The sequence below is a fragment of the Streptomyces sp. NPDC029169 genome (genome assembly GCF_055563935.1).
The window spans coordinates 84501-106172 of the sequence record NZ_JBVHXA010000008.1; the positions used below are offsets into that span (position 1 = coordinate 84501).

At 70.1% G+C, this 21672-nt stretch carries 19 protein-coding genes, 1 tRNA gene and 1 pseudogene; 9 read left to right on the forward strand and 12 right to left on the reverse strand.

All coding sequences use genetic code 11. The features are described 5' to 3' along the window. Positions 1 to 184: 184 nt before the first annotated feature. Positions 185 to 2908 carry a penicillin acylase family protein gene (locus ACZ4VI_RS17355; protein WP_468000058.1) on the forward strand — a complete coding sequence of 908 codons (2724 nt, stop codon included), beginning with the start codon at positions 185 to 187 and terminating at the stop codon, positions 2906 to 2908. On the opposite strand, the gene ACZ4VI_RS17360 is transcribed toward ACZ4VI_RS17355, so the two are convergent. Next, on the reverse strand, positions 2905 to 3513 hold the full coding sequence (locus tag ACZ4VI_RS17360; RefSeq protein WP_468000059.1) for a 5-formyltetrahydrofolate cyclo-ligase: 609 nt from the start codon (positions 3511 to 3513) through the stop codon (positions 2905 to 2907). The genes ACZ4VI_RS17355 and ACZ4VI_RS17360 overlap by 4 nt on opposite strands. A 107-nt stretch (positions 3514 to 3620) precedes the next feature. On the opposite strand from ACZ4VI_RS17360, the gene galU reads away from it, so the two are divergent. The 7 genes from galU (at position 3621) to ACZ4VI_RS17395 (ending at position 9193) form a co-directional block, all read left to right on the forward strand. Then, complete coding sequence (gene galU, locus ACZ4VI_RS17365; protein ID WP_468000060.1) at positions 3621 to 4523, forward strand: UTP--glucose-1-phosphate uridylyltransferase GalU; 903 nt, start codon at positions 3621 to 3623, stop codon at positions 4521 to 4523. Between the two features lie 157 nt (positions 4524 to 4680). Then, a complete protein-coding gene (gene glp, locus ACZ4VI_RS17370) occupies positions 4681 to 5961 on the forward strand; it encodes a molybdotransferase-like divisome protein Glp (protein ID WP_468000306.1) in 1281 nt (426 codons plus the stop codon). A gap of 57 nt (positions 5962 to 6018) precedes the next feature. Then, a complete protein-coding gene (gene moaC, locus ACZ4VI_RS17375) occupies positions 6019 to 6504 on the forward strand; it encodes a cyclic pyranopterin monophosphate synthase MoaC (protein ID WP_361967194.1) in 486 nt (161 codons plus the stop codon). 224 nt (positions 6505 to 6728) lie between these two features. Next, positions 6729 to 7220, forward strand: a complete 492-nt coding sequence (locus ACZ4VI_RS17380; RefSeq protein ID WP_468000308.1) for a MogA/MoaB family molybdenum cofactor biosynthesis protein — start codon at positions 6729 to 6731, stop codon at positions 7218 to 7220. Continuing rightward, positions 7217 to 7840 carry a GNAT family N-acetyltransferase gene (locus ACZ4VI_RS17385; RefSeq protein ID WP_468000061.1) on the forward strand — a complete coding sequence of 208 codons (624 nt, stop codon included), beginning with the start codon at positions 7217 to 7219 and terminating at the stop codon, positions 7838 to 7840. Before ACZ4VI_RS17380 ends, ACZ4VI_RS17385 begins: the two co-directional genes overlap by 4 nt. 142 nt (positions 7841 to 7982) lie before the next feature. Continuing rightward, complete coding sequence (gene sepX, locus ACZ4VI_RS17390) at positions 7983 to 9047, forward strand: divisome protein SepX/GlpR (RefSeq protein WP_468000062.1); 1065 nt, start codon at positions 7983 to 7985, stop codon at positions 9045 to 9047. A gap of 72 nt (positions 9048 to 9119) precedes the next feature. After that, positions 9120 to 9193: transfer RNA gene (locus ACZ4VI_RS17395), tRNA-Ala, on the forward strand. A gap of 234 nt (positions 9194 to 9427) precedes the next feature. On the opposite strand, the gene ACZ4VI_RS17400 is transcribed toward ACZ4VI_RS17395, so the two are convergent. The 11 genes and pseudogenes from ACZ4VI_RS17400 to ACZ4VI_RS17450 all read right to left on the reverse strand — a co-directional run bounded on the left by ACZ4VI_RS17400 (position 9428) and on the right by ACZ4VI_RS17450 (position 20422). Continuing rightward, the gene (locus tag ACZ4VI_RS17400; protein ID WP_468000063.1) at positions 9428 to 11248 is read right to left on the reverse strand and encodes a hypothetical protein; all 1821 of its coding nucleotides are present in this window, start codon (positions 11246 to 11248) and stop codon (positions 9428 to 9430) included. After that, the gene (locus ACZ4VI_RS17405) at positions 11245 to 12552 is read right to left on the reverse strand and encodes a hypothetical protein (RefSeq protein WP_468000064.1); all 1308 of its coding nucleotides are present in this window, start codon (positions 12550 to 12552) and stop codon (positions 11245 to 11247) included. The genes ACZ4VI_RS17400 and ACZ4VI_RS17405 overlap by 4 nt, the downstream gene beginning before the upstream one ends. A gap of 217 nt (positions 12553 to 12769) precedes the next feature. After that, entirely contained in the window at positions 12770 to 13402 is a 633-nt protein-coding gene (locus ACZ4VI_RS17410; protein WP_468000065.1) for a hypothetical protein, read from the reverse strand. Between the two features lie 142 nt (positions 13403 to 13544). Continuing rightward, on the reverse strand, positions 13545 to 14780 hold the full coding sequence (locus ACZ4VI_RS17415) for a hypothetical protein (RefSeq protein WP_468000066.1): 1236 nt from the start codon (positions 14778 to 14780) through the stop codon (positions 13545 to 13547). Next, a pseudogene (locus tag ACZ4VI_RS17420) lies at positions 14780 to 15657 on the reverse strand (YwqG family protein). The gene ACZ4VI_RS17415 and the pseudogene ACZ4VI_RS17420 overlap by 1 nt, the downstream one beginning before the upstream one ends. A 58-nt stretch (positions 15658 to 15715) precedes the next feature. Further along, complete coding sequence (locus ACZ4VI_RS17425) at positions 15716 to 16126, reverse strand: Fic family protein (protein WP_468000067.1); 411 nt, start codon at positions 16124 to 16126, stop codon at positions 15716 to 15718. 242 nt (positions 16127 to 16368) lie between these two features. Continuing rightward, positions 16369 to 17043 carry a hypothetical protein gene (locus tag ACZ4VI_RS17430; protein ID WP_468000068.1) on the reverse strand — a complete coding sequence of 225 codons (675 nt, stop codon included), beginning with the start codon at positions 17041 to 17043 and terminating at the stop codon, positions 16369 to 16371. 77 nt (positions 17044 to 17120) lie between these two features. After that, positions 17121 to 17657 (reverse strand): hypothetical protein, encoded by a 537-nt coding sequence (locus ACZ4VI_RS17435; RefSeq protein WP_468000069.1) that lies wholly within the window; start codon positions 17655 to 17657, stop codon positions 17121 to 17123. An 88-nt stretch (positions 17658 to 17745) separates the two neighbouring features. Beyond that, complete coding sequence (locus ACZ4VI_RS17440; protein ID WP_468000070.1) at positions 17746 to 18351, reverse strand: DUF6461 domain-containing protein; 606 nt, start codon at positions 18349 to 18351, stop codon at positions 17746 to 17748. 156 nt (positions 18352 to 18507) lie between these two features. Beyond that, entirely contained in the window at positions 18508 to 19191 is a 684-nt protein-coding gene (locus tag ACZ4VI_RS17445; RefSeq protein ID WP_468000071.1) for a hypothetical protein, read from the reverse strand. Positions 19192 to 19228: 37 nt separating this feature from the next. Further along, positions 19229 to 20422: an RCC1 domain-containing protein gene (locus ACZ4VI_RS17450; protein WP_468000072.1), complete on the reverse strand. Its 1194-nt coding sequence runs from the start codon at positions 20420 to 20422 to the stop codon at positions 19229 to 19231. A gap of 508 nt (positions 20423 to 20930) precedes the next feature. Between ACZ4VI_RS17450 and ACZ4VI_RS17455 the strand changes: the two genes are divergently transcribed. Further along, on the forward strand, positions 20931 to 21641 hold the full coding sequence (locus tag ACZ4VI_RS17455; RefSeq protein ID WP_468000073.1) for a DUF4232 domain-containing protein: 711 nt from the start codon (positions 20931 to 20933) through the stop codon (positions 21639 to 21641). Positions 21642 to 21672 lie beyond the last annotated feature (31 nt).

Genomic DNA, 21672 nt, shown 5'->3' on the forward strand with positions numbered 1-21672 from the left:
ACGTTTCCTTGACGCGGTCCTTGCGCCGTCCTCCGTGTTCCGCTTGGCTCCCCTGGATCACCAGTGTCGATCACCAGTGCGGCCTTGGGCGGCCTCCTTGGTGACACCGCGTCCGGGCCGTCCGGACGCTGCGCCTAAGGTTGCTCCCGTACTCCAGGACCACCCTGCCCCTCGAAGGACAGCGATGCCCTCCAACACGACCGCGCCCCACGCCAAGAAGAAGGGGCGACGCGCCCGCCTGATCGTCCTCGTGCTGGTCCTCGCACTGGTCGCGGGCGTCGGCTACGGCGGGTACTGGGGCGTCAGCGCCGTCCGTGCCTCGTTCCCGCAGACGACGGGCGAGCTCCGGCTCGACAGCCTCTCCGGGGAGGTCGAGGTCAAGCGCGACGCCTACGGGGTGCCGCAGATCTACGCCGACACCGAGGCCGACCTGTTCCGCGCGCAGGGCTTCGTCCAGGCGCAGGACCGCTTCTACGAGATGGACGTGCGCCGTCACATGACGGCGGGCCGCCTCTCCGAGATGTTCGGCAAGGACCAGGTCGGCACCGACGCGTTCCTGCGCACGCTGGGCTGGCGCCAGGTCGCACAGCAGGAGTACGACAAGGTTCTGTCCGCGGAGACGAAGAAGAACCTCCAGGCCTACGCGGAGGGCGTCAACGCCTATCTCAAGGGCCGGGACGCCGCCGACGTCTCCGTCGAGTACGCGGCGCTCGCCTTCACGGGCGACTACGAGATCGAGCCCTGGACGCCCGTCGACTCGGTGGCCTGGCTCAAGGCGATGGCCTGGGACCTGCGCGGCAACATGCAGGACGAGATCGACCGCTCCCTGATGACGAGCCGGCTGAGCGCGCGGCAGATCAAGGACCTCTACCCGGGGTACCCGTACGAACTGCACCAGCCGATCATGCAGAGCGGCGCGGTCGACAAGGCGACAGGGAAGTTCGACCCGGACGCCAAGGCGGGGAAGAACGGCGACTCCACCGGCACCAGCCCCAACGGCGCCCTGGAGGGCATGCAGTCCCAGCTCGGGTCGCTCTCCGACGCGCTCGACGAGATCCCCGCGCTGCTCGGCCCCAACGGCAACGGCATCGGCTCGAACTCGTGGGTCGTCTCCGGGAAGTACACGACCTCCGGCAAGCCGCTGCTCGCCAACGACCCGCACCTCGCCCCGATGCTGCCGTCCCTCTGGTACCAGATGGGCCTGCACTGCCGCTCCGTCTCCGCGACCTGCCGCTACGACGTCGCCGGCTACACCTTCTCCGGCACGCCGGGCGTGATAATCGGCCACAACGACACCATCGCCTGGGGCCTCACCAACCTCGGCGCCGACGTCACCGACCTGTACCTGGAGAAGGTCTCGGACGCGGGCTACGTCGTGGACGGCAAGGTCAAGCCGTTCACCACCCGCGAGGAGACCATCAAGGTCGCCGGCGGCGGCAGCCGGAAGATCACGATCCGCTCGACCGGGCACGGCCCCCTGGTCTCCGACCGCTCCACCGAGCTGGAGAAGGTCGGCCAGAAGGCCCCCGTCGGCAACGCCGCCCCGGACCGCGGCACCGGCTACGCCGTCTCCCTCCAGTGGACCGCCCTGCAGCCCGGCAGGTCCATGGACGCGATCTTCAAGCTCAACCGCGCCCAGGACTTCAAGGAGTTCCGCGCCGCGGCCAAGGACTTCGAGGTCCCCTCGCAGAACCTGATCTACGCCGACGCCGAGCACATCGGCTACCAGGCGCCGGGGAAGATCCCGGTCCGCACCAAGGGCGACGGCACCGTACCGGCGCCGGGCTGGGACTCCTCGTACAAGTGGAAGGGCTACGTCCCGTACGACGAGCTGCCGTACGAGCTGGACCCCGAGCGCGGCTACATCGTCACCGCCAACCAGGCCGTCGTCGACGCGAAGAAGTACCCCCACCTCCTTACGGAGGACTGGGGATACGGTTCTCGCAGCCAGCGGATCAACGACCTCATCGAGTCGAAGACCAAGGACGGCGGGAAGATCTCGCCGGACGACATGCGGACCATGCAGATGGACAACCGCAGCGAGATCGCGACCCTGCTCAACCCGCTCCTGCTGAAGATCGACATCTCCGACCGGTACGTCCGCGAGGCGCAGAAGCTCCTCGAGGGCTGGGACTACACCCAGGAGCCCGACTCGGCCGCCGCCGCGTACTTCAACGCGGTCTGGCGCAACGTCCTCAAGCTCGCCTTCGGCGACAAGCTGCCCAAGGAGCTGCGGGCCGAGGGCGACTGCATCAGCGTCCGCCCGGCGGACCTCACCGGCCTCCCGGTCGACGAGCAGAACAAGCGCGTACGGGAGTGCGGCGAGCGCGACGCGGACTCGGCGCAGCCGGACGGCGGCGACCGCTGGTACGAGGTGGTCCGCCCGCTCCTCAAGCAGGAGAACAGCGAGTGGTGGAAGACCGAGGCCAACCGCACCGACCAGGCCACCGAGAACCGTGACCAGCTGCTCGCCCGTGCCATGGAGGACGCCCGCTGGGAGCTGACCGCCAAGCTCGGCAAGGACGTCTCCACCTGGAGCTGGGGCCGGCTGCACCAGCTGACCCTGACGAACCAGACCCTCGGCACCGCCGGACCGGGCTTCGTCCAGTCCGTGCTGAACCGCGGCCCGTGGAACCTGGGCGGCGGCGAGGCGGCCGTGAACGCGACCGGCTGGAACGCGGCCGGCGGCTACGGCGTCATCTGGGTCCCGTCGATGCGGATGGTCGTGAACGTCGGCGACTGGGACCGGTCCCGCTGGATCAACCTTACGGGCGCCTCGGGGCACGCGTACCACGCGCACTACACCGACCAGACCGACAAGTGGGCCAAGGGCGAGCTGCTCGACTGGTCCTTCGGCAAGGCTGCGGTCGACGCCTCGACGAAGGACACGCTGGTTCTCAAGCCCTAAGGCTTGAAGTGCCTGACCCCCTCCGGGGTCACCACCGCGTGCACGGGGTGGTCGTGCGGTTCCTCCGGGACCCGGCCGACCACCTCGTTCGCGTACAGGAGCACCACGAGCGCCGGGTCCGCGCCTGCCCGCGCGAGCCGGGCGAGCACGCGGTCGTACGAGCCGCCGCCCCGTCCGAGCCGCATCCCGCGCTCGTCGACCGCGAGACCCGGCAGCAGGACCACGTCCGCCGCGCACACGGCCTCGGGGCCGAGCCGCGGCCCGGTCGGCTCCAGGAGGCCCCGGCCGGCCTTCGCCAGGTGCTCCGCGCCCTCGTACGCGGCCCAGTCGAGGTCGTTGTCGGGCAGCAGCACCGGCAGCAGGACGCGGACGCCCCGCGCGCGCAGAACGTCCAGCAACGCGCGCGTGCCCGGCTCGCGGCCCACGGACACATAGGCGGCGACGGTCGACGCCTCGGTCAGCGCGGCGAGCTCGGCCAGCTCCCGCGCACCCCGGGCGAGGAGCTCGCCGGCGGATTCGACATCATGGCTGGTCAGCTGGGCGCGGGCCGCGAGGAGGCGGCGGCGCAGAGCGGCCTTGTCGGACATGTCGGCTATATCGGCCATCATGGGCTCATCACGCGGGTTCACGAACCTCTCGTAACTGTCTTTATGCACAGGAAGTTAATCGCAGCCCCATCTTCCTCTCATACCGAACGGCTATGGTGCTCCGCATGACTCAGTCGCCTCCCAGGATCAGCAAGGCTGTCATCCCGGCCGCCGGTCTCGGCACGCGCTTCCTCCCGGCCACCAAGGCCACGCCGAAGGAAATGCTGCCGGTCGTCGACAAGCCCGCGATCCAGTACGTCGTCGAGGAGGCCGTCGCGGCCGGACTCTCCGACGTCCTCATGATCACCGGTCGGAACAAGCGGCCCCTGGAGGACCACTTCGACCGGAACTACGAGCTGGAGGAGGCGCTGGCCCGCAAGGGCGACGAGGAGCGCCTCTCCAAGGTGCAGGAGCCCAGCGACCTCGCCACCATGCACTACGTGCGCCAGGGCGCCCCGCGCGGCCTCGGCCACGCCGTGCTCTGCGCGGCCCCGCACGTAGGAGAACAGCCCTTCGCCGTGCTGCTCGGCGACGACCTGATCGACCCGCGCGACCCGCTGCTCTCCCGGATGGTGGACATCCAGGAGCGCGAGGGCGGCAGCGTGATCGCGCTCATGGAGGTCGACCCCGCGCAGATCCACCAGTACGGCTGCGCGGCGGTCGACGAGACGATCGACTCCGACGTCGTGAAGGTGACGGATCTGATCGAGAAGCCGGACGCGGACGAGGCGCCCAGCAACTACGCGATCATCGGCCGCTACGTCCTGGATCCGGCCATCTTCGGGATACTGCGGGAGACCGAGCCGGGCCGCGGCGGCGAGATCCAGCTGACCGACGCCCTGCAGAAACTCGCCAAGGACGAAAAGATCGGCGGCCCGGTCCACGGCGTGGTCTTCAAGGGCCGGCGCTATGACACCGGCGACCGCGGGGACTATCTGCGTGCCATTGTCAGACTGGCGTGCGAACGTGAAGACCTGGGCCCGGACTTCCGGACCTGGCTCCGCAGGTACGTCAGCGAGGAGATGTAGCACCTTGAGCAGCAGTACGGCACCGGTGTCAGGCGATCTGTCCGGCGATCCGGCAGGCGATCCGTCCGGCGGCGTCACCGACGGCGTCACCGACGGCGGGTCCGGCGGCCCGTCCGCGGACGCGCCCGGCGACCCCTGCGCGGGGCCCGCCCGCGGCCTGTGGTCGGTGGACGAGCACCTGGACGACGTCCTCGGGGCGATCACCCCGCTCGAACCCATCGAGCTGCAACTGCCCGACGCCCAGGGCTGCGTCCTGGTCGAGGACGTCACGGTGCCGGTCGCGCTGCCCCCCTTCGACAACAGCTCCATGGACGGATACGCGGTCCGGGTCGCCGATGTCGCCGGTGCCACCGAGGAGTTCCCGGCGGTCCTGACCGTGATCGGCGACGTGGCGGCGGGCGCCGGCGGCCTGCCGGAGGTCGGCCCCGGCCAGGCAGCCCGGATCATGACCGGTGCCCCGCTGCCGCCCGGCGCCGAGGCCGTCGTGCCGGTCGAGTGGACCGACGGCGGTACGGGCGGGGGAGCGGCGACCGGGATGCGCGCCGCCAGCGCCGCCCCCGAGGGCGCGGGCGGCGAGGTCCGCGTCCACCGGTCCGCCGAGGCCCGCGCGCATGTCCGCGCGCGCGGCAGCGACGTCCAGGCCGGCGACCTGGCCCTGGAGGCGGGCACGGTCCTCGGGCCGCCGCAGATCGGGCTGCTCGCCGCGATCGGCCGGGCCACCGTGCGGGTGCGCCCCCGCCCGCGCGTCGTCGTGATCTCCACCGGCAGTGAACTGGCCCAGCCCGGCGAGGAATTGGGCGCGGGCCAGATCTACGACTCCAACAGCTTCGCGCTCGCCGCCGCCGCGCGCGACGCCGGAGCCATCGCGTACCGGGTGGGCGCCGTCACCGACGAGGCCGAGACGCTTCGGGCCACCATCGAGGACCAGCTGATCCGCGCCGACCTCCTTGTCACCACGGGCGGGGTGAGCGTCGGCGCGTACGACGTGGTCAAGGAGGCGCTGACAGCCGCCGGTCACTTCGAGGGCCAGGTCGACTTCCGCAAGCTGGCCATGCAGCCGGGCAAGCCGCAGGGCTTCGGGACGATCGGCCCGGAGCACACGCCGCTGCTCGCGCTGCCCGGCAACCCCGTCTCCTCGTACGTTTCCTTCGAGCTGTTCGTACGCCCCGCGATCCGGGCCCTGATGGGCCTCGACGACCTCCACCGGCCGCGGGTCCGGGCCACGCTCGCCGCCGACAAGCCGCTGTCGTCCCCCTCGGGCCGCCGCCAGTTCCTGCGCGGGACGTACGACGCCGAGTCCGGCACCGTCACTCCGGTGGGCGGTGCGGGCTCCCACCTGATCGCGGCGCTCGCGCACGCGAACGCGCTGCTCGTCGTACCGGAGGAGAGCATGGAGGTGGCGCCCGGCGCCGAGCTCGACGTGGTCCTCCTCGGCTGAGGAGGGCCTGGTGGCGGTACCGTGGCGTCCCACACAGCGACCGGGAGTGTCACGGCCATGAGCACGCAGCAAGGACTCACCCACATCGACGAGGCGGGTGCGGCCCGCATGGTCGACGTCTCCGCGAAGGACGTCACGGCGCGGACGGCGCGCGCCAGTGGCCGCGTCCTGGTCTCGCCGCGCGTGATCGAGCTGCTGCGGGGCGAGGGCGTACCGAAGGGCGACGCGCTCGCCACCGCCCGCATCGCGGGGATCATGGGCGCCAAGAAGACCCCGGACCTGATCCCGCTCTGTCACCCGCTGGCGGTCTCGGGCGTGACGCTGGACCTCACGGTCGCGGACGACGCCGTGGAGATCCTGGCGACCGTGAAGACCACGGACCGCACGGGCGTCGAGATGGAGGCCCTGACGGCGGTCTCGGTGGCGGCGCTGACGGTGGTCGACATGATCAAGGCGGTCGACAAGGGCGCGGTCATCTCCGACGTACGCGTGGAGGAGAAGACGGGCGGCAAGTCGGGCACGTGGACGAGGGCCGAGTCGTGACGGGGCTGCACGTGCAGGCGCGGGCCGGACGGGTGAGCGAGGCGCACGGGCGCGAGGCGCACGCGGCCGGGGGCGCGGCCGTCGCCGGGCTTCAGGCGCAGGCACGCGCGGGGCATGTGGCCGGGGCGCACGAGGCGCACGGTCCGCACGAGCCGCCCGCCGAGGGCGCGGGCCCCGCGCCGGAAGGCGCGCCCGCGCCACTCGCCCCCGAGCTCGGCGGAGCCCTGTCCGCCCCCTACTCCGCGCTCGTCATCACCGCCTCCAACCGTGCGGCGGCCGGGGTGTACGAGGACAAGGGCGGCCCGCTGATCGCCGAGGGCCTGGCGCGGATGGGCTTCGCGGTCGACGGCCCGCAGGTCGTGCCGGACGGCGCGCCGGTCGAGGCGGCGCTGCGGGCCGGGGTCGAGGCCGGGTACGACGTCATCCTCACCACCGGCGGCACCGGCATCTCGCCGACCGACGCCACGCCCGAGGTCACCCGCCGGGTCCTCGACCACGAGATCCCCGGCATTCCCGAGGCGATCCGCGCGTACGGCCGGGAGAAGGTGCCCACGGCGGCGCTCTCCCGGGGCCTCGCGGGGGTGGCGCGCGGGACGCTGATCGTGAACCTGCCGGGTTCCTCGGGCGGGGTCCGCGACGGCCTCGCCGTACTGGAGCCGCTGCTCGTCCACGCGGTCGACCAGATCCGCGGCGGCGACCACCCGAGACCGTCATGATCCCGTCCTGGCCCGTGGTCCTGGCCGACGGCGACGTCGTGCTGCGCCCGATAAAGATGCGCGACCAGCGGGCCTGGCGCGAGGTGAACCGGCGCAACCGGGACTGGCTGCGCCCCTGGGAGGCGACGATTCCGCCGCCGGCGCCGGGCACTCCGCTCGCGCAGCGGCCGACGTACCGGCAGATGGTCCGCCATCTGCGGAGCGAGGCGCACGCGGGCCGGATGCTGCCGTTCGTGATCGAGTACCGGGGACAGCTGGTCGGTCAGCTGACGGTCGCGGGGATCACCTGGGGCTCGATGTGCTCGGGCCATGTCGGGTACTGGGTGGACAGCGCGGTGGCGGGCCGGGGCGTCATGCCGACGGCGGTCGCGCTCGTGGTCGACCACTGCTTCCGTACGGTCGGGCTGCACCGGATCGAGGTCTGCATTCGGCCGGAGAACGGCCCCTCGCGGCGGGTCGTGGAGAAATTGGGATTCCGGGAGGAGGGGCTGCGCCCGCGCTACCTCCACATCGACGGGGCGTGGCGGGACCATCTCGTCTTCGCGCTCACGGCGGAGGAGGTGCCCGAGGGGCTGGTGCGGCGCTGGCACCAGGCACGTCCCTCACATCGGGCCCAATGAAATAAATGTTCGAATTCAATCAGCAGTTGACCGCCAATCGATCTGAACAATCACAAAAAAGTTCAGTGATATCAGCCAGATCGTGCGACACACCGGGCCAATTGGCCGATGCCCGTAACGGAACCCCTCTACGGTGTGAGGCGTGAGCAGCAGCGGCCTCATCTACGCAGTCATCGTCGGGGCCTGGGCCGCCTACTTGGTGCCGATGTGGCTCCGCAGGCAGGACGAGCTCAACGAGGCCCGTCCGACGGAACGCTTCAGCACCGCCATCCGGCTGCTGTCCGGACGGGCGGGAATGGAGCGCCGGTACGCCAAGGAGCTGAAGGACCGGGAGCCCGGCGTGGACCCGGACGTGGAGACGGAGCATTTGAGCTCGGTCGACGTCCGGGCGTTCTCCGCGCCCGCGGCCAGGACGGAAGCCCGCCTGGAGGTCCCGGAACCGGACCCCGACCACTCGCGCGATCCGGTCCGTGAGCCGTCACGTGAGCCGGCTCCGGTGCCGCGGCGGCCCTCGAAGGCGGCGGCCGCCGAGCGGGCCCGCCGCGGCAAGGTCCTCGCGCGGCGCCGACGGACCACGGTCGTCCTCTTCCTGGCCTTCACCCTGGGCGCGGTCGTCGCCGCGGTCGGCGGCCTGGCGTTCCTGTGGGCGCCGGCCGTCCCGGCGGTACTGCTGAGCGCGTACATCGTGCATCTGCGGACGACGGAGCGCCGGCGCTTCGTGTACGTGATGGACCGTCGGCGCGCCGAGGCCGCGGCGGCCCGGCTGCGTGAGAACCGTCCGCGCCGGCCGGCCGCGCCCACGGAGCAGGAGGAGGAACCGGCCCGCCCCGAATCCGAACCGGCCCCCGCGGTCTCCCCGCAGGAGGCCGGCCGCCGCGCGCTCGTCGAGCAGACGGACCACGCGGAGTGGGTGGACCAGCAGCGCGAGCGAGGCCCGGCCCGCGGCGACAGCTGGGAGCCGGTCCCGGTCCCGCTCCCCACGTACGTCACCGCCCCGGTCGCCCCGCGCGCCACGAGCGGCATCGACATCACGGACCCGGAGACCTGGAGCTCGGCCCGCTCCTCCACGGCGGCCCCGGACCCGACCCCGGCCCCCGCCCCGCCCCCGCGACAGCGCACGACCCCGCCCCGCGGCCGCCGCGACGGCCGCACCCCGCTCTTCGACCAGTACGCGGACGACGACCGCCCCCGCGCGGCCAACGAATGACCCCTGGCTGACCTGCGGGGGAGCGGATTTCGTCGTACCCCGATCGGGATGCTAATGTTTCACACGTCGCAAGGGCCTGTGGCGCAGTCTGGTAGCGCACCTCGTTCGCATCGAGGGGGTCTGGGGTTCAAATCCCCACAGGTCCACAAGCGACTGTTCTTGAGTTAGCTCAGGAATGGTGACGAGATCCCGTCCGATCGCAAGATCGGGCGGGATCTTTGTCATTTCGGGGGTCGTTCGATGCCTGTTCGGGGTGGTGGATGGCGGCGTGTTAGGTCTGGTGGTCTGTCAGGCAGGCGCCGGGCCGTCCCGGGGTCATGAGGATCAGCCCCGGTCGTCCGGGGCTGATCATCTAGATGTGCGGCTGTGACGCGGACCGGTCAGAGGTTGGCCGGTGGATGTCGCCCGGCGCCAGGCGGCGCCGAGGCGTACGGCCGACCGGGGGCCGGAGGAGCCGGAACAGACTCGAAGTCAACGTCGGTGAGTCGGCTGCCGGTGCGTTCGTAGAGCCAGGTCTCCAGGATGTCCAGGTTGCTGATGGCGACCATGACGGCGATCAGGATCGTCTGAGCCACCTGGCCTGGGGCTCGGCGATGCAGGGGGTTGCCGATGTCCATCTCGGCGCTCTTGAGGCGTCCGTTGATGCCCTCGTTGTGGGAGCGGATCGGTTTGTAGATTCGCTCCCAGGCCGGGGTGAGGTAGTGGCTGTCCTGCCGGAACTTGGCGGTCTTCAGGTCTCCGGCCGCGTCGGCGGGCACGCTGATCGCGGATGCTCCGCAGACGGTCGGCAGCGCGTCCTTGCCCGGAGGGTCCATCCACTCGCTGTCGGGAAGCCGGACGGTGGGGTGAGCCGATGGGTGGCTGGCGCGGGAGCGGCGATCTGCCAGCCGGATCACGGTCTGAGGCGGGCCGGAGACGGTTGGCCGTGTCGGACGGAGGCGTTCTCGACGCGGACAGTTCACGGAAGGGGACGGGCCGGCCGCGGGGCACTGCAGGCGTACCGTTCCTCGGGCGTCGGCGTTCTGCTTGAGCTTGAGGAAGTAGGGCAGCCGCTCGGCGACCACCGGCTTCAGTTCATCGAGCCGTCGGCGGAAGGTCTTGTCGTCCATGCCGTGAGTGGCCTGGGCCAAGGCGTTGGGGATGTGCGGACAGGCGAGGGAGCCGTCAATCAACACGGCTCCTTGCCAGCTGCCCTGGATGCCACGGTCGACCGCCTTGTAGTCCAGAGCGAGGCGATAGCCGAGCCGGCGTACGGGGATTTGGAAGTTCTCCGGCGAGCAGCCGGTGTAGGCGCGGTCCGCGGCACAGGTGCCTGTCGGCAGCCGGAGCTCGGCGAGCTGTTCCAGTACGGTGACCGCGTTCTCGCCCGTGCGGACGGTCGGAGTGTCCAGGGTGAGGCCGAGGCAGAGCTGAGGGTAGGAGGGCGCTCGGCGGCCCTTCGAGGTCTCCTCACCCGTGCGGGAGTGGGCGGCGACGAGCAGTGTCGCGCTGTAGCCGAAGACGCCCTCGTCGGAGCCGCCGCGGAAGTGCCAGCCAGCGGTGATCTCGACGGAGGCAGTGCCCGAGCGGTCGCTGTCCGGGCGGCCCAGAACCGGCACCGAGGTGGCGTCCGCTCCCACGTCACCGGTCCAGTGACGCAGGTACCCGCGATGCTGTGCCAGCCGGACAGGGACCAGGACGAGGGCGTTCGCCAGCCGCTGGAGCCGGTTCGCGGCCTCCCGGCCGGCGGCCTCGTCCCAGAGCGCGGAGTGGGTGTCCGCCTCCGCCTGGGCCAGACGCCTACGCCGGTCGCAGCGCGCCGGGTCGAGCGCGGTGGTGATCCGGTCCAGCCCTCGGTAGAGACGACGACTGGCAGCTACGCACGCGCGTGCCGTGGACGGCGGCACTTCGGGAATGTCAAGCCAGGCGCGGGCTGCGGGCTGGAGACGGAAGTGCAGGATCCGCCATGCGTCGGAGATCGTGGCTCGGCCCGTGTAGTACACGGCGAGCATCAGGCCGGCCAGCACAGTCCTGGGCCGTACGCCTGGCGGCCCAGGACGGCCTCGCAGCATGTCCTCCAGCTGCTGAGGCAGGCCGGAACGGTCGAGGACGGTCAGCAGCTGGCCGACCTTGGAATCGGGGATCTCCGTGAGCCGTCCGGGCCGCAGCCGTGGGCGCGCATGGCGGGCGGCCAGCTGGTCGGCTTCAGGCCGCGCCCTCACGAGCGGCGGCCGCGCAACAAACGGATCACCTCCGCCCTGGGTAGTTGGGGCACCCAATGGTGATAGCCCGCCAAGCCAGCGGGGGAGGCCATGCCGGCGGCGGAAGCGACCGCATCCGGGCTGATGCCCTCGGAAAGCCGGCCGACGATCCACGTCGATCGCAATCGCCGAGCGGAGAGCGATGGCAGACCCGCATGGGGCCGATGCCGTGCAGGCCAGGACGAGACGAGATTCTTGGCCGCGGCGACCTTCCGCCCCGGCCGGAACAGGAACGCGGCCCCCGAGGTCTCAGCGAGCTCAGCCAGCGTGGCCTCCCAGTCGGAATGACAAGCCACGAGTCGGCTGAGCAGCTCCTCCTCCAGCACCGCAACCCCACCAGAGGTCACGCGAACGTGGTTGCCCCGAATACGCGGCACCTCGCCCGGCATCAGACCACACCCGGCACCAAGCGCCATGAGAGCCAGGCCGTCGAGCCGAGCCTGACCCGGCAGATGATTCGCCCAATCCCGCAGGCGGGCCACCTCGCCGGGCTCGTAGGGTGGTTGAGGAGTACGAGGCGAAGACAGCCGAGCAGGAGGGGCCTCTCCGCGCTGGACCCACACCAGAGCCTCCCGAGCCCGCCGCAGCCAGGTCCGGTAGGTCAGCACCGTCGAGTCCTTCGCCGCGACACAGCCCGACAGGATGAAGGCGTCGATCGTCTCGGTCCGCAGCCAGGTGCCCGGGTCGCGCGGGAATCCGCTCCGGTCCGCCCAGACCGCGATCCGGCCGATCACGTGCAGCAGATGCTCCGCCGCGTAGCAGGTAGCCGGAGCAGTCGCCGTCACGGTGGCCTTCACCAGCTCGGCGACCGGCGTCCACTGCCGATGCGGCAACCGGGGCCGGTAGTCACAGATCTTGCTGGAGACCTCCGAGCTCAGAGTCACAGACCAACAGAACCGGCTGGACAAGCAGCCAGTGAAGACATCGAAGCCGATCTTCACGGAAAGGAGTGCATCAACATGGTCGGAGGTTTGGCCCGCAAGACCGCGCCGCGAGACCTTGCCCGCAATCCGGAATCCTGGCCCGATTCCGACGTCGACGACGTCGCCGCTGGAGTCGTCCAGGCCATCGCCCGCGCTCTCGCGCTCGCCCTGGAGGTCGAAAAACGAAGCCTGCGGCAGGTCTCTGCCGCCTCCGGGGTCAACCGGCAGACCATCGCCGACCTGCTTGCCGGCCGGTGCTGGCCGGACGTCGTCACCGTTGCCCGCTTGGAAGATTTCCTCGCTGTCCCGCTGTATCCGCGGGACGGAATGCGCAGTACGCATCAAAATCGGCCTTCCCGTCCCCAGGGGAAGCCGTCCCAGGGAACGACGAAATAGGCCACGCGCCCCCGAGGCGAGGCGGATTGCTCTAGCCTCGGGGATGCGTGAGCCGCTACGAGGGTCCACGTCATAGGCTCCGAAGAGGGTCCAAGCTCAACGGAGTCCGTCCCCTTCTCCCCGTAACGGGAGGAGGGGACATCTCATGTTCGGGGCGGCGTCGTCAGGCGTCCCCTCCCCGTGATTCCGTGACCCGGCGGGCGGCGAAGTACCCGATCGGGTGTTCCATGGCTCGGCCGTTCTTCACCAGCCGCTTGCACGTCGCGCGGGTCGTCTCGATGGGCGCCCGGCCTTCGTCGCCCTTCGTCGGGCGCCCGAGGGCCTCCGTGATGTCCTTGACCTTCATCGACCGTCCGGCCCCCACAAGGATCTGCTCGACTGCCTGCATCAACTGCCCGGACGCCGACCGCGACGGCCCGCTCTGCCCGGCACGCGTCCCCTCCGCCGGCTCGCTCGATTCCGACTCGTCGCCGGCGGACGCATCGCCGTCCTCGTCCTCCGCGTCAGCTTCCTGCTGGGGGCTTTGAACGTCCTCGGACGGCGCCGAGCGGCCTGCGAGGCACTCGGCGAGAGCTTCGCTCAGCTGATCGCGAGTGCTCGCATACTTCGCCGCCTCGACTCGGAGGTCCGCGAGTTCTGCCTCGAGCTCCGAGATCCGCGCCAGCGTCCGATCAGTCTTGCCGGAGAAGATCCCAACAGCCGTCCGCAACCCGGGAGCCGCATCCGGCTCGCCCGCCCCTGTGAAGTCCATCCGCCCCTCCTCGGCCCTTCCGTACGACAGGACAACGGCAGTCATCGTAGGGAATGCCAGTCGTGCCCGGCAGCGAAATGGCCAACCAGGTCTGGCAGTTGAGGCACGGAGGGGCATGAGCCTGATGTCTGGCGCCCCTGACCTGCGTGTCTGCGACGCCAGTCGTAATGCTTAACATCGTCAACAGTTACGGCAGATCAGGCTCTGCCACGATTCCTGACGCCACGTCTTCGAGGACGAGGTCCGGAAGGATGGCCAGTCCCAGACTCTGAAGATCAACGTTCGGGCTGACTGCCTTCTCTGCAACGCGGGGCGACCAGGAGGCCAGCCGGTCCAGTGCAGGTACCAAGCCTTCTCGGTCGTCACTGAGCAGGGCTGCCACGAGCGACACGACATCGGCGCGGGAGCTGCCTGCTGGAGCCGGGAGAACGGCCAGCCCTGAGAATACCCGCTGGCTACGAGTGCCACAGAGCGCCGCGAGGGCGGCGAGAGTGAATCGGACGGCATCGTTTTCGTCTTCCCAGCGGGATAGCAGCCTCGGCAGTTCGCCGCCGATGGCCCGCCGTGTCAGGTATTCAGCCGCAGACTCCTCCCAGACACCCCCGAGTGCGGTGATGCGATCGGCCAGGGAGACTGCGGCTGCCGGCCCCGAAGCAGCAAGCCGCAACAGGTCGCCGAGCAGAACCAACCGGCTGCCGGGCGCGACATTGTCGTCGCAGACCAGCTCCATGAGGAACGGGACAGCCTCGACCGTGGCGTCGGTGCAGGTGCCTTGGTGGGCCACAGCATCGGCGATATCACCGAGGAACTCACCCGTCGACCCATAGGGCTCGCCGAACGCGAACTCCTCATCGAGAAGCCACCCCACGGCATCCGGAACGTCCTCCGCCCTGCCGTACATGCGCTCTGCGACCGCCACCACGGCCTGGACCAACGCTGCGGGCTCACCGACCTTACTGCTCCTCCACGGCGGTCCGGCCGGAGGACGTGCGGGATCCTTGGGTAGAGGACTCGGAAGGGCGACGTCGGTGCCGGCCCGCTCATGGACCAGGCCGTCCCGTACGAAGACTCCTTCGAGAGTCGTAGCATGCCCCTCGCTGTACCCCTGCTGAAAACCGCCGTGGGCACGGGCCACATGGGCCACCTGAATCCGTTCACTCCGAAAGAACGGCTCGAGAGCCATGCGGTCGTACCCGCTGTAGACGGCCAGCGAGAAGACCTGCAACCACCCCTCCAACTCCGGGTCCATCGACGGCCGGCCGTACCAGAAGCTCGAGGGACGGAACCGGAAGTGATCGTGGACGCGCACTGCCGTCAGGCGGTGCCCCATCCCGGACAGCTCGGCCGCGGCGGCGCGGGCAGCGCCCTCACTCGGCAGGCTCAGCGTGTACTGGACTCCCCAAGCGGGAGGTGCCGCGGTCATCAGCTGCACTGCCAGGTGAACATCGCCCGCTCGAAGCGCCGCTCGGCCAGATCCTCCGGGCGGATCAGCCAGTACAGGGCTCCGGCATCGCCCCACATCATGTCTGCGGCGTCCTCGCTGTCGAACTGGGCCAACAGCACCCAGCCGCCCGCCTCCTCGGACAGGCGAGGGTCGTCCCAGGACACCTCGCTGTCCAGGACCGCCTCCGCGATCTCGATCTCCACCGGGTTCTGCACCGACTGAGCATGGCCGCCGATCTGATGCCCTACCTCATCGTCGAACTCCCACAGTGCGTCCAGGAACTCCTGCGAGCAGACGGGATGGTCGTACCGGTTGCCAAGAGGCGCCCTCGGAGCGAAGGCGGCCCGGACGGACGGATGCCAGGGCTCGGTCGCCGTCATCTCCACCCGAGCGGCCAGCGGCACCACCGGATACGGCTTGAGCCCCGCAGGCGTCCCACGCTCCGCCACTTTCTCGCCAGCCGGCACATAGAGCACGCGGGCGCCCGCCCAGCTCTCCCGGTCCTCAGCCAGAACGAGAGCCTCGCCGTCGTCCAACTGCCCGTCGAAGTAGAAGAACAGCAGTGTCCCCGCCGCGGCAGATCGATGTCCAGCGCAGCCGAAGGCAAGCGCGCGCAGTCGATCGACGCGACGAAGGAGAGCGGACCGTGCCCATCCCACTCCGGCCATTCCGCAGTGGCCGCCAAGTCCGGAAGGCCACCGAGCTGACCGACCACGTCTTCAGAGCCGACCGCTGCCTCCAGATGCACACCAGGGCGAAGCAGACCGACCCACTTCTCAGCGATCTCCGGTGAAAGATGCTGCAAGGCGAGAGCCCGAAGGGCGTCTCGGGAGCTATGTGTCATGCGCCCGATCATCCACGGCACCACCGACAGCGACCTCGATAGCCCGCCCGCAGCACGCGCGGCCGCTCGGTCATGACTGCCTCCCGTGGGACGGGCGGCGCTGTGCCGCGGTGATCAGGATGCCGAGCAGCACTGCCAGATCGGCCGCTCCCTCGGCGTCATCGGCCCAGCGGGTGGTCTGGAGCGGGTGCACCTGGTCGATCGCCGCTCCTTCGCGGGCCAGGACGAAGGCCAGCGCCAGCATCGCCGCGCGGGCGTTGCCGTCTTCGAACGGGTGGAAGAAGAGGATGTCGAGGTAGGTTCGTGCGGCGCGTGAGGGGAGCGGCAGGTCCGGTTGAGTGCTCTCGGACAGGCACTGCTCGAACCACGCCCGCGTGCCCGGTGCGATGCCGTAGCGTTCTCGCCCTCTCTTGGAGAAAGCCGACACCGTACGGAAGGCGGCCACGCCCTCGCCCAACACGGTCTGCTGCCAGTCGGCCATGAGAGCGAACGTCAACCGATCGCCCCTCTTCGCGTCTGCCAGGGCCAGATCGAGGGCTGCCAGGACCCTCGTGGTTCCCTCGGTGTCGCGGCTGCCACGGGTCGCGTTGAAGAAGTCCCGGAAGGCGTCTCGGTGCGGTGCTCCATGGCTGCGGTGGGCACTGCTCCAACACGGCCATGAGATCTGTGGACGGATGCGCAGCCAGTCGGCGAGGGCGTCCTTCGGGTAGTCGGGGGCGGGCATCATCCGGTCTCGCCCATGGCCCGGGCGAACTTCGAACTCACCGCGTCGACCACCGTGGCGTCCGGCGCGATCCAACTGCCGAATCGGCCGCCGATCGCGCCCTCCACAATCTCTCTGGCTCGCTCCTCTTCGACTCCGTTGTAGGTGAGGAACCAGCCGAGCACCTGCTCACAGTGTCCGTACCAGCCGCTCTCGGCCTGCGTTCGGTCGGCCACCACGGTGACCAGCCGCGTGCAGGCCCGCTCCCAATGCCAGGGATCCGCCGTGGCCCCCGTCGAGTGCGACGGCGGCGCCAGCGCGGCAAAGCGCTCCGCCAGATCCTCCAGCCAGTCACGCCACTCAAGCAGGCCGGCGACAACCAGAGGAGCGGTCTCTTCCGCCGTCGTCACGGAATGGGAGGTGCAGCACCACGCGCTGACGATCCCGCCATCGGTGTCGCCCTCACCTATCGACCAGTTCCACCCGCAGGCCCATCGGCCGTATCGGTCCACCAGGAACCTGGTGACGGCGGCCAGTGAGCGCCAGCGGTGCTCTTCGGCGGCCTTCGCGCTGGGCAGCAGGGGAGCGACAAGACCGGTCAATGTCTTCGCGGCATCCTCGTCCAGCTCGAACGGGTGCCGCGACGGATCCACTTCCGCCCAGGTCAGGGTGTGTGCCCATAGTTCAGTCACCATGTCACTCTGCCGTGTGCAGCCGCTACAACTCCAGTCAGTATCGAGCGGACTCCGGCAAGACGGGGAGGATCCTTGGCTCAGCCTTCTGCTTCAGGATCGGACGCCGCAGGGAAGCCCAAGCGATCCAGAAGCGTGTCGAAGAGCTCTTCCGCGAAGGTCTCGTGAGACCGCAGGACTTCCTCGATCGTGGTCACGTCCACACCCGGGCCGACTCCCGCAGATTGGGCCCAGGCGAGGGCACGATTGGCGTCGCCGGGCACGCAGGCGTCCATCTCGGACAGTGGGCGGTCCGATATTTCTGCGGCGATCGCCAGATTCAGCCACGCATCCCACTGGTTACCTCCGGGTTCCAGACCCCAGACCAACGCGACGCTGCTGTCGTGCACGGACGCCACACATGCTGGAGCTCCGGTCCACTCGACCACAGCTCGCAGGACCTCTTCAGGCTTGGCCAGCGAGGTCTCATGGTGGAACTGCAGCGTCTGCCACCCACCAGGCCTCGGCCACCAAGCGGTTATGCCGCCCTCGTCGTCCTCTTGCGCACCGCCGAAGACCGGGGCTTCAAGCAAGGGACGCTCACTGCGGCCGAAGACCAACTCACCTGAGAACCCCATCGTTGCTCCTCTCCAGCACTGTTTCTCGCACGATAGAGGCGACCTCCGACAGCAGGCGCGAGTCCGTACTGGTTCAGGAGGCGGGTGGTCAGCGGATTCGTACGGTGGCGCAGGTGAACGTCGTGTCCCGGAGCAGCGCCGGGGTGACGGCGACGCCGGTCAGGTGTTCTGCCAGGGCGAACGCCGCCTGCGGGGAGAAGTCCGGTTCCGGGTCCTCCACCTCGAGATGGAAGCCGATCCGTCGCATCACGTCGAGGAGTTCGTCGGGCGCGGCGCCCCAGCGATCCTCCGGGAACATGGGGTCGAAGCACACACGCAGCACCTGGTCCTCTGCCCAGAGGAACGTGCCGACGCCGTTGATGTTGACGAAGTGGGAGACCCAGCTCGCCCCCGTGGAGGCCGGCAGCGCTCGTTCTTCGGTGACCCCGAGGTAGCCGTTGGGCTCGATCAGCAGTGTCCAGGTACCCACAGTCGTCATGGCGACCAGCTGTCGGTCCCCCTCCTCCAGGTCGTACTGGGCGAAGGTGGCGTCGACGACTGCGGCTATGCCCTGCAGGGGTGCCTCCGGTCGTCCTTCGAGCCGGGACATCAGCTCAGCAGGCGACAGACCCCGCACCAGGGTGAAGCAGTACGCCTCAGCGATGTCTGGAAAGTCGCCCTCGAACCACGCGTAGTCCGCTCCGGTCTTTGTCATGCCGCCCATCCTTGCCCTTGCGTCTGACAGTGGAGGAGGACTGGCCATCAGCAGGGTGGGAAACGATCTCCGCCGGTTTGGGAAGCGACCTTCGTACGGCTCCGGAGCGCCTGGTCAGGCTCACTCGTGAACACCCCACAAGCGACTGTTCTTGAGTCAGCTCAGGAAGAGTTCACGAGATCCCGTCCGATCATCACGATCGGGCGGGATCTTGGCGTTTCCGGGGTCTGTTCGGGGCGGTGTCGTGGGGCGTCCAGCCGTGCCGGGTGGCGGGGTCACGGATCCGGCGGGCGTGGTGATCGCGTGAGTGGCCGCAGCTGTCCGGGGGCCGGTGGTCTGGTGCCAGGCGAAGAGGATGTGCAGGTTGATGCTGCAGATCATCAGCGCGAGGAGGATGGTCTGCGCGACTCGTCCGTGCGCGAGCCGTTTCGTGGGGTCGGAGATGCCGTGGCTCTTGGCCCTGCCGTTGATGCCTTCGATGTTCGCTCGTTCGGGCCGGTAGGCGTCCTGCCAGATGGGGTCGAGGTAGTGCCGGTCCTGGCGGAACTTGTGGTGCTTGCCGAGGTCGCCGGGGCGGACGGTGATCGTGGGTTTCCGGCAGATCCGCGCGCGTGCGCGAGTGCGGTAGGCATGGCTGGGCAGGCCGGCGAGCCGACGATGAGGAGGGCTCCGAAACTGGTGGTGCGGGGTCGGTTGTCCGGCTGGTGTCGGTGCGGTCGGCGGCCAGGCACCGTTCGGCAGCCTGTGGTTGGGGTGGCCGCGGTATTTCGCTGCGGTACCTCCAGCCGCTGCCGGTGTGATGCTCCACCCGGCCGCGGCGGGGCAGGACGGGTGGAGCACAGAGGGTGAGCCTGTCTGCGGGGTGCGGCGCGGGGGCTCAGGCCGCCAGGTTGAAGGAAACGTTGAAGGGTCCGCTGCCTGCGGCGATGTACCTGATGGTGCCGATGCCGGTATGCACGGCGATCGGAACGTTGCTGGTGGTGGTGCTGCCGTTGCCGAGCTGCCCGAAGTTGTTGTCGCCCCAGGCGCGGACGGTGCCGTTGGCCAGGCGCGCCAGGCTGTGGGCGCTGCCTGCGGCGACGTCTCGGGCGCCGGTGAGTCCGCTGACGGTGACCGGGACGTTGCTCTCGCCGCCGGTGCTGCCGATGCCGAGCTGCGCGAAGCCGTTGTCGCCCCAGGCCCGGACGGTGCCGTCGGCCAGACGCGCCAGGCTGTGGACGCTGCCCGCGGCGATGTCGCGGGCGCCGGTGAGTCCGCTGACGGTGACCGGGACGTTGCTGACGCCGCCGGTGGTGCCGTCGCCGAGCTGCCCGGAGCTCTTGCTGCCCCAGGCGCGGACGGTGCCGTCGGACAGGCGCGCCAGGCTGTGCCCGAGACCGCCGGCGACGTCTCGGGCGCCGGTGAGTCCGCTGACGGTGACCGGGACGTTGCTGACGCCGCCGGTGCTGCCGTTGCCGAGCTGCCCGAAGCCGTTGTCGCCCCAGGCACGGACGGTGCCGTCGGACAGCACCGCGAGGCTGTGACGACAGCCCGCGGCGATCGCCGTCACGCCGCTCAGTCCGCTGACGGGGACGGGGGTGGTGCTGGTGCCGCCGGTGCTGCCGTTGCCGAGCTGTGCGAAGTCGTTGCCGCCCCAGGCACGGACGGTTCCGTCGGACAGCAGCGCGAGGCTGTGTTCGCAGCCGGCGGCGACCGCCGTCACGCCGCTCAGTTCGCGTACCCCGCCGGGGGTCGGGTGGTTGGTCGTGGTGCCGTCGCCGAGCTGCCCGAAGGCGTTGCTGCCCCAGGCCTTGACGGTGCCGTTGGCCAACAGGGCCAGGCTGTGATCCCTGCCTGCGGAGAGGCCGGTGACGCCGGCGGCGGTCAGTCCGGCCACGGTGACGGGGGTGTGCCGCTCGGTGGTGGTGCCGTCGCCGAGCTGCCCGGCGAAGTTGCCGCCCCAGGATTCGACGCGCTGGGCCTGGGCGGCGGCCAGGGGTGCGGGCAGCGCCCACGCCGTCAGGGTGGTCAGCAGGACGAGCAGCCCCGCCGACAGGGCGGTTCTCGGCCTGCTCCGTCTTGTCCGCAGCATGGTGTCACCTCGGGTTGCCGGTGTGCGCGGCCGTTCCGGCCTGCGCTACGTGGAGTGATGATTGTGATTCATCAGGTGACAGCCAGTCAGGGGCGACACCAACGCCGTGGCCGGTTTGCTGCGGACGGCCGAACGCGACACAGGCGACGGGCCGCATGCCGATGGGCACGGCATGGTTGACCGGTGAAGGAGGCCGAGAATCGTGCTGGTCAGGCTGACTCGTGAACACCCCACAAGCGCAGACGAGATCCCGTCCGATCGAAAGATCGGGCGGGATCTCGGCGTTTGGGGGGGCAGTTCGGGTGCGGGCGCTGTCCGGGTGGCCGTGTTCCAGGCGGTGTTCTGGGTTGGGGTGTTCCTGCAGGTCAGGTGGGGTGGAACGTTCCAGCGTTCCGGATCGGCCGGGCGCTCTGGCAGCGGGGGCGGGCGGGCCGACAAGGTCGTGGCCAGGCCGCCGGAGATGGCGGCTGTACCTCGGCCATCGTGCCGTTCTCCACGGGGAGTTCCCTTGCGTACGTACCGCACCCGCACCACCGTCCTCGCCGCCGTCACCGCCGCGCTCGCCCTCTCGCTCACTGCCTGTGGCGGTGAGGACGGCGCCGCCGCGAAGGACCCAAAGGCCGCTGCGTCCGTCTCGGGCGGTACGAACACCGGCGGATCCACGACCGGCTCCACTACCGGCGGATCCACGGGCGGTTCCACGACCGCCGGTTCCACGACCGGATCCACCACCGGGTCGACGGCCGGCGCGCAGACCGGGGCCACGAAGAAGCCCACCGGCAAGGCGCCGGCGGCCTGCACCGTGAACGACGTCAAGGTCACCGCGGCCAAGCAGGACGGCGTGCCCACCACGCACATCACCCTCACCGCCACCAACGTCTCCGGCCGCGCCTGCGCGCTGCTCCAGTACCCGCTGATCGCGTTCGGTGACATCCAGACCGCCAAGGACGTCCCGTCCGTGGCGAAGAGCAGGCCGGCCGCCCCCGTCGTCCTCGCCGCCGGCGCCCCGGCCTACGCCGCCGTGCGGATCAACAACGGCGGCGTCGACGACGAGAACCGCGCCGTCACCTCCTTCCACGTGAACCTCTTCGCCGCCGACGGTCCCGCCGAGGGCAGCAAGGTGGTCAGCGCGCCCGCAGGCGGTATCGCCGTCGACGACTCCGCCGCCAGGACCGGCTTCTGGACGCTGGAGCTGCGCAACGGCGCCGACGATTTCTGAGGCGGGCGGCGAGGCCGGCGGCCCGGGTTGA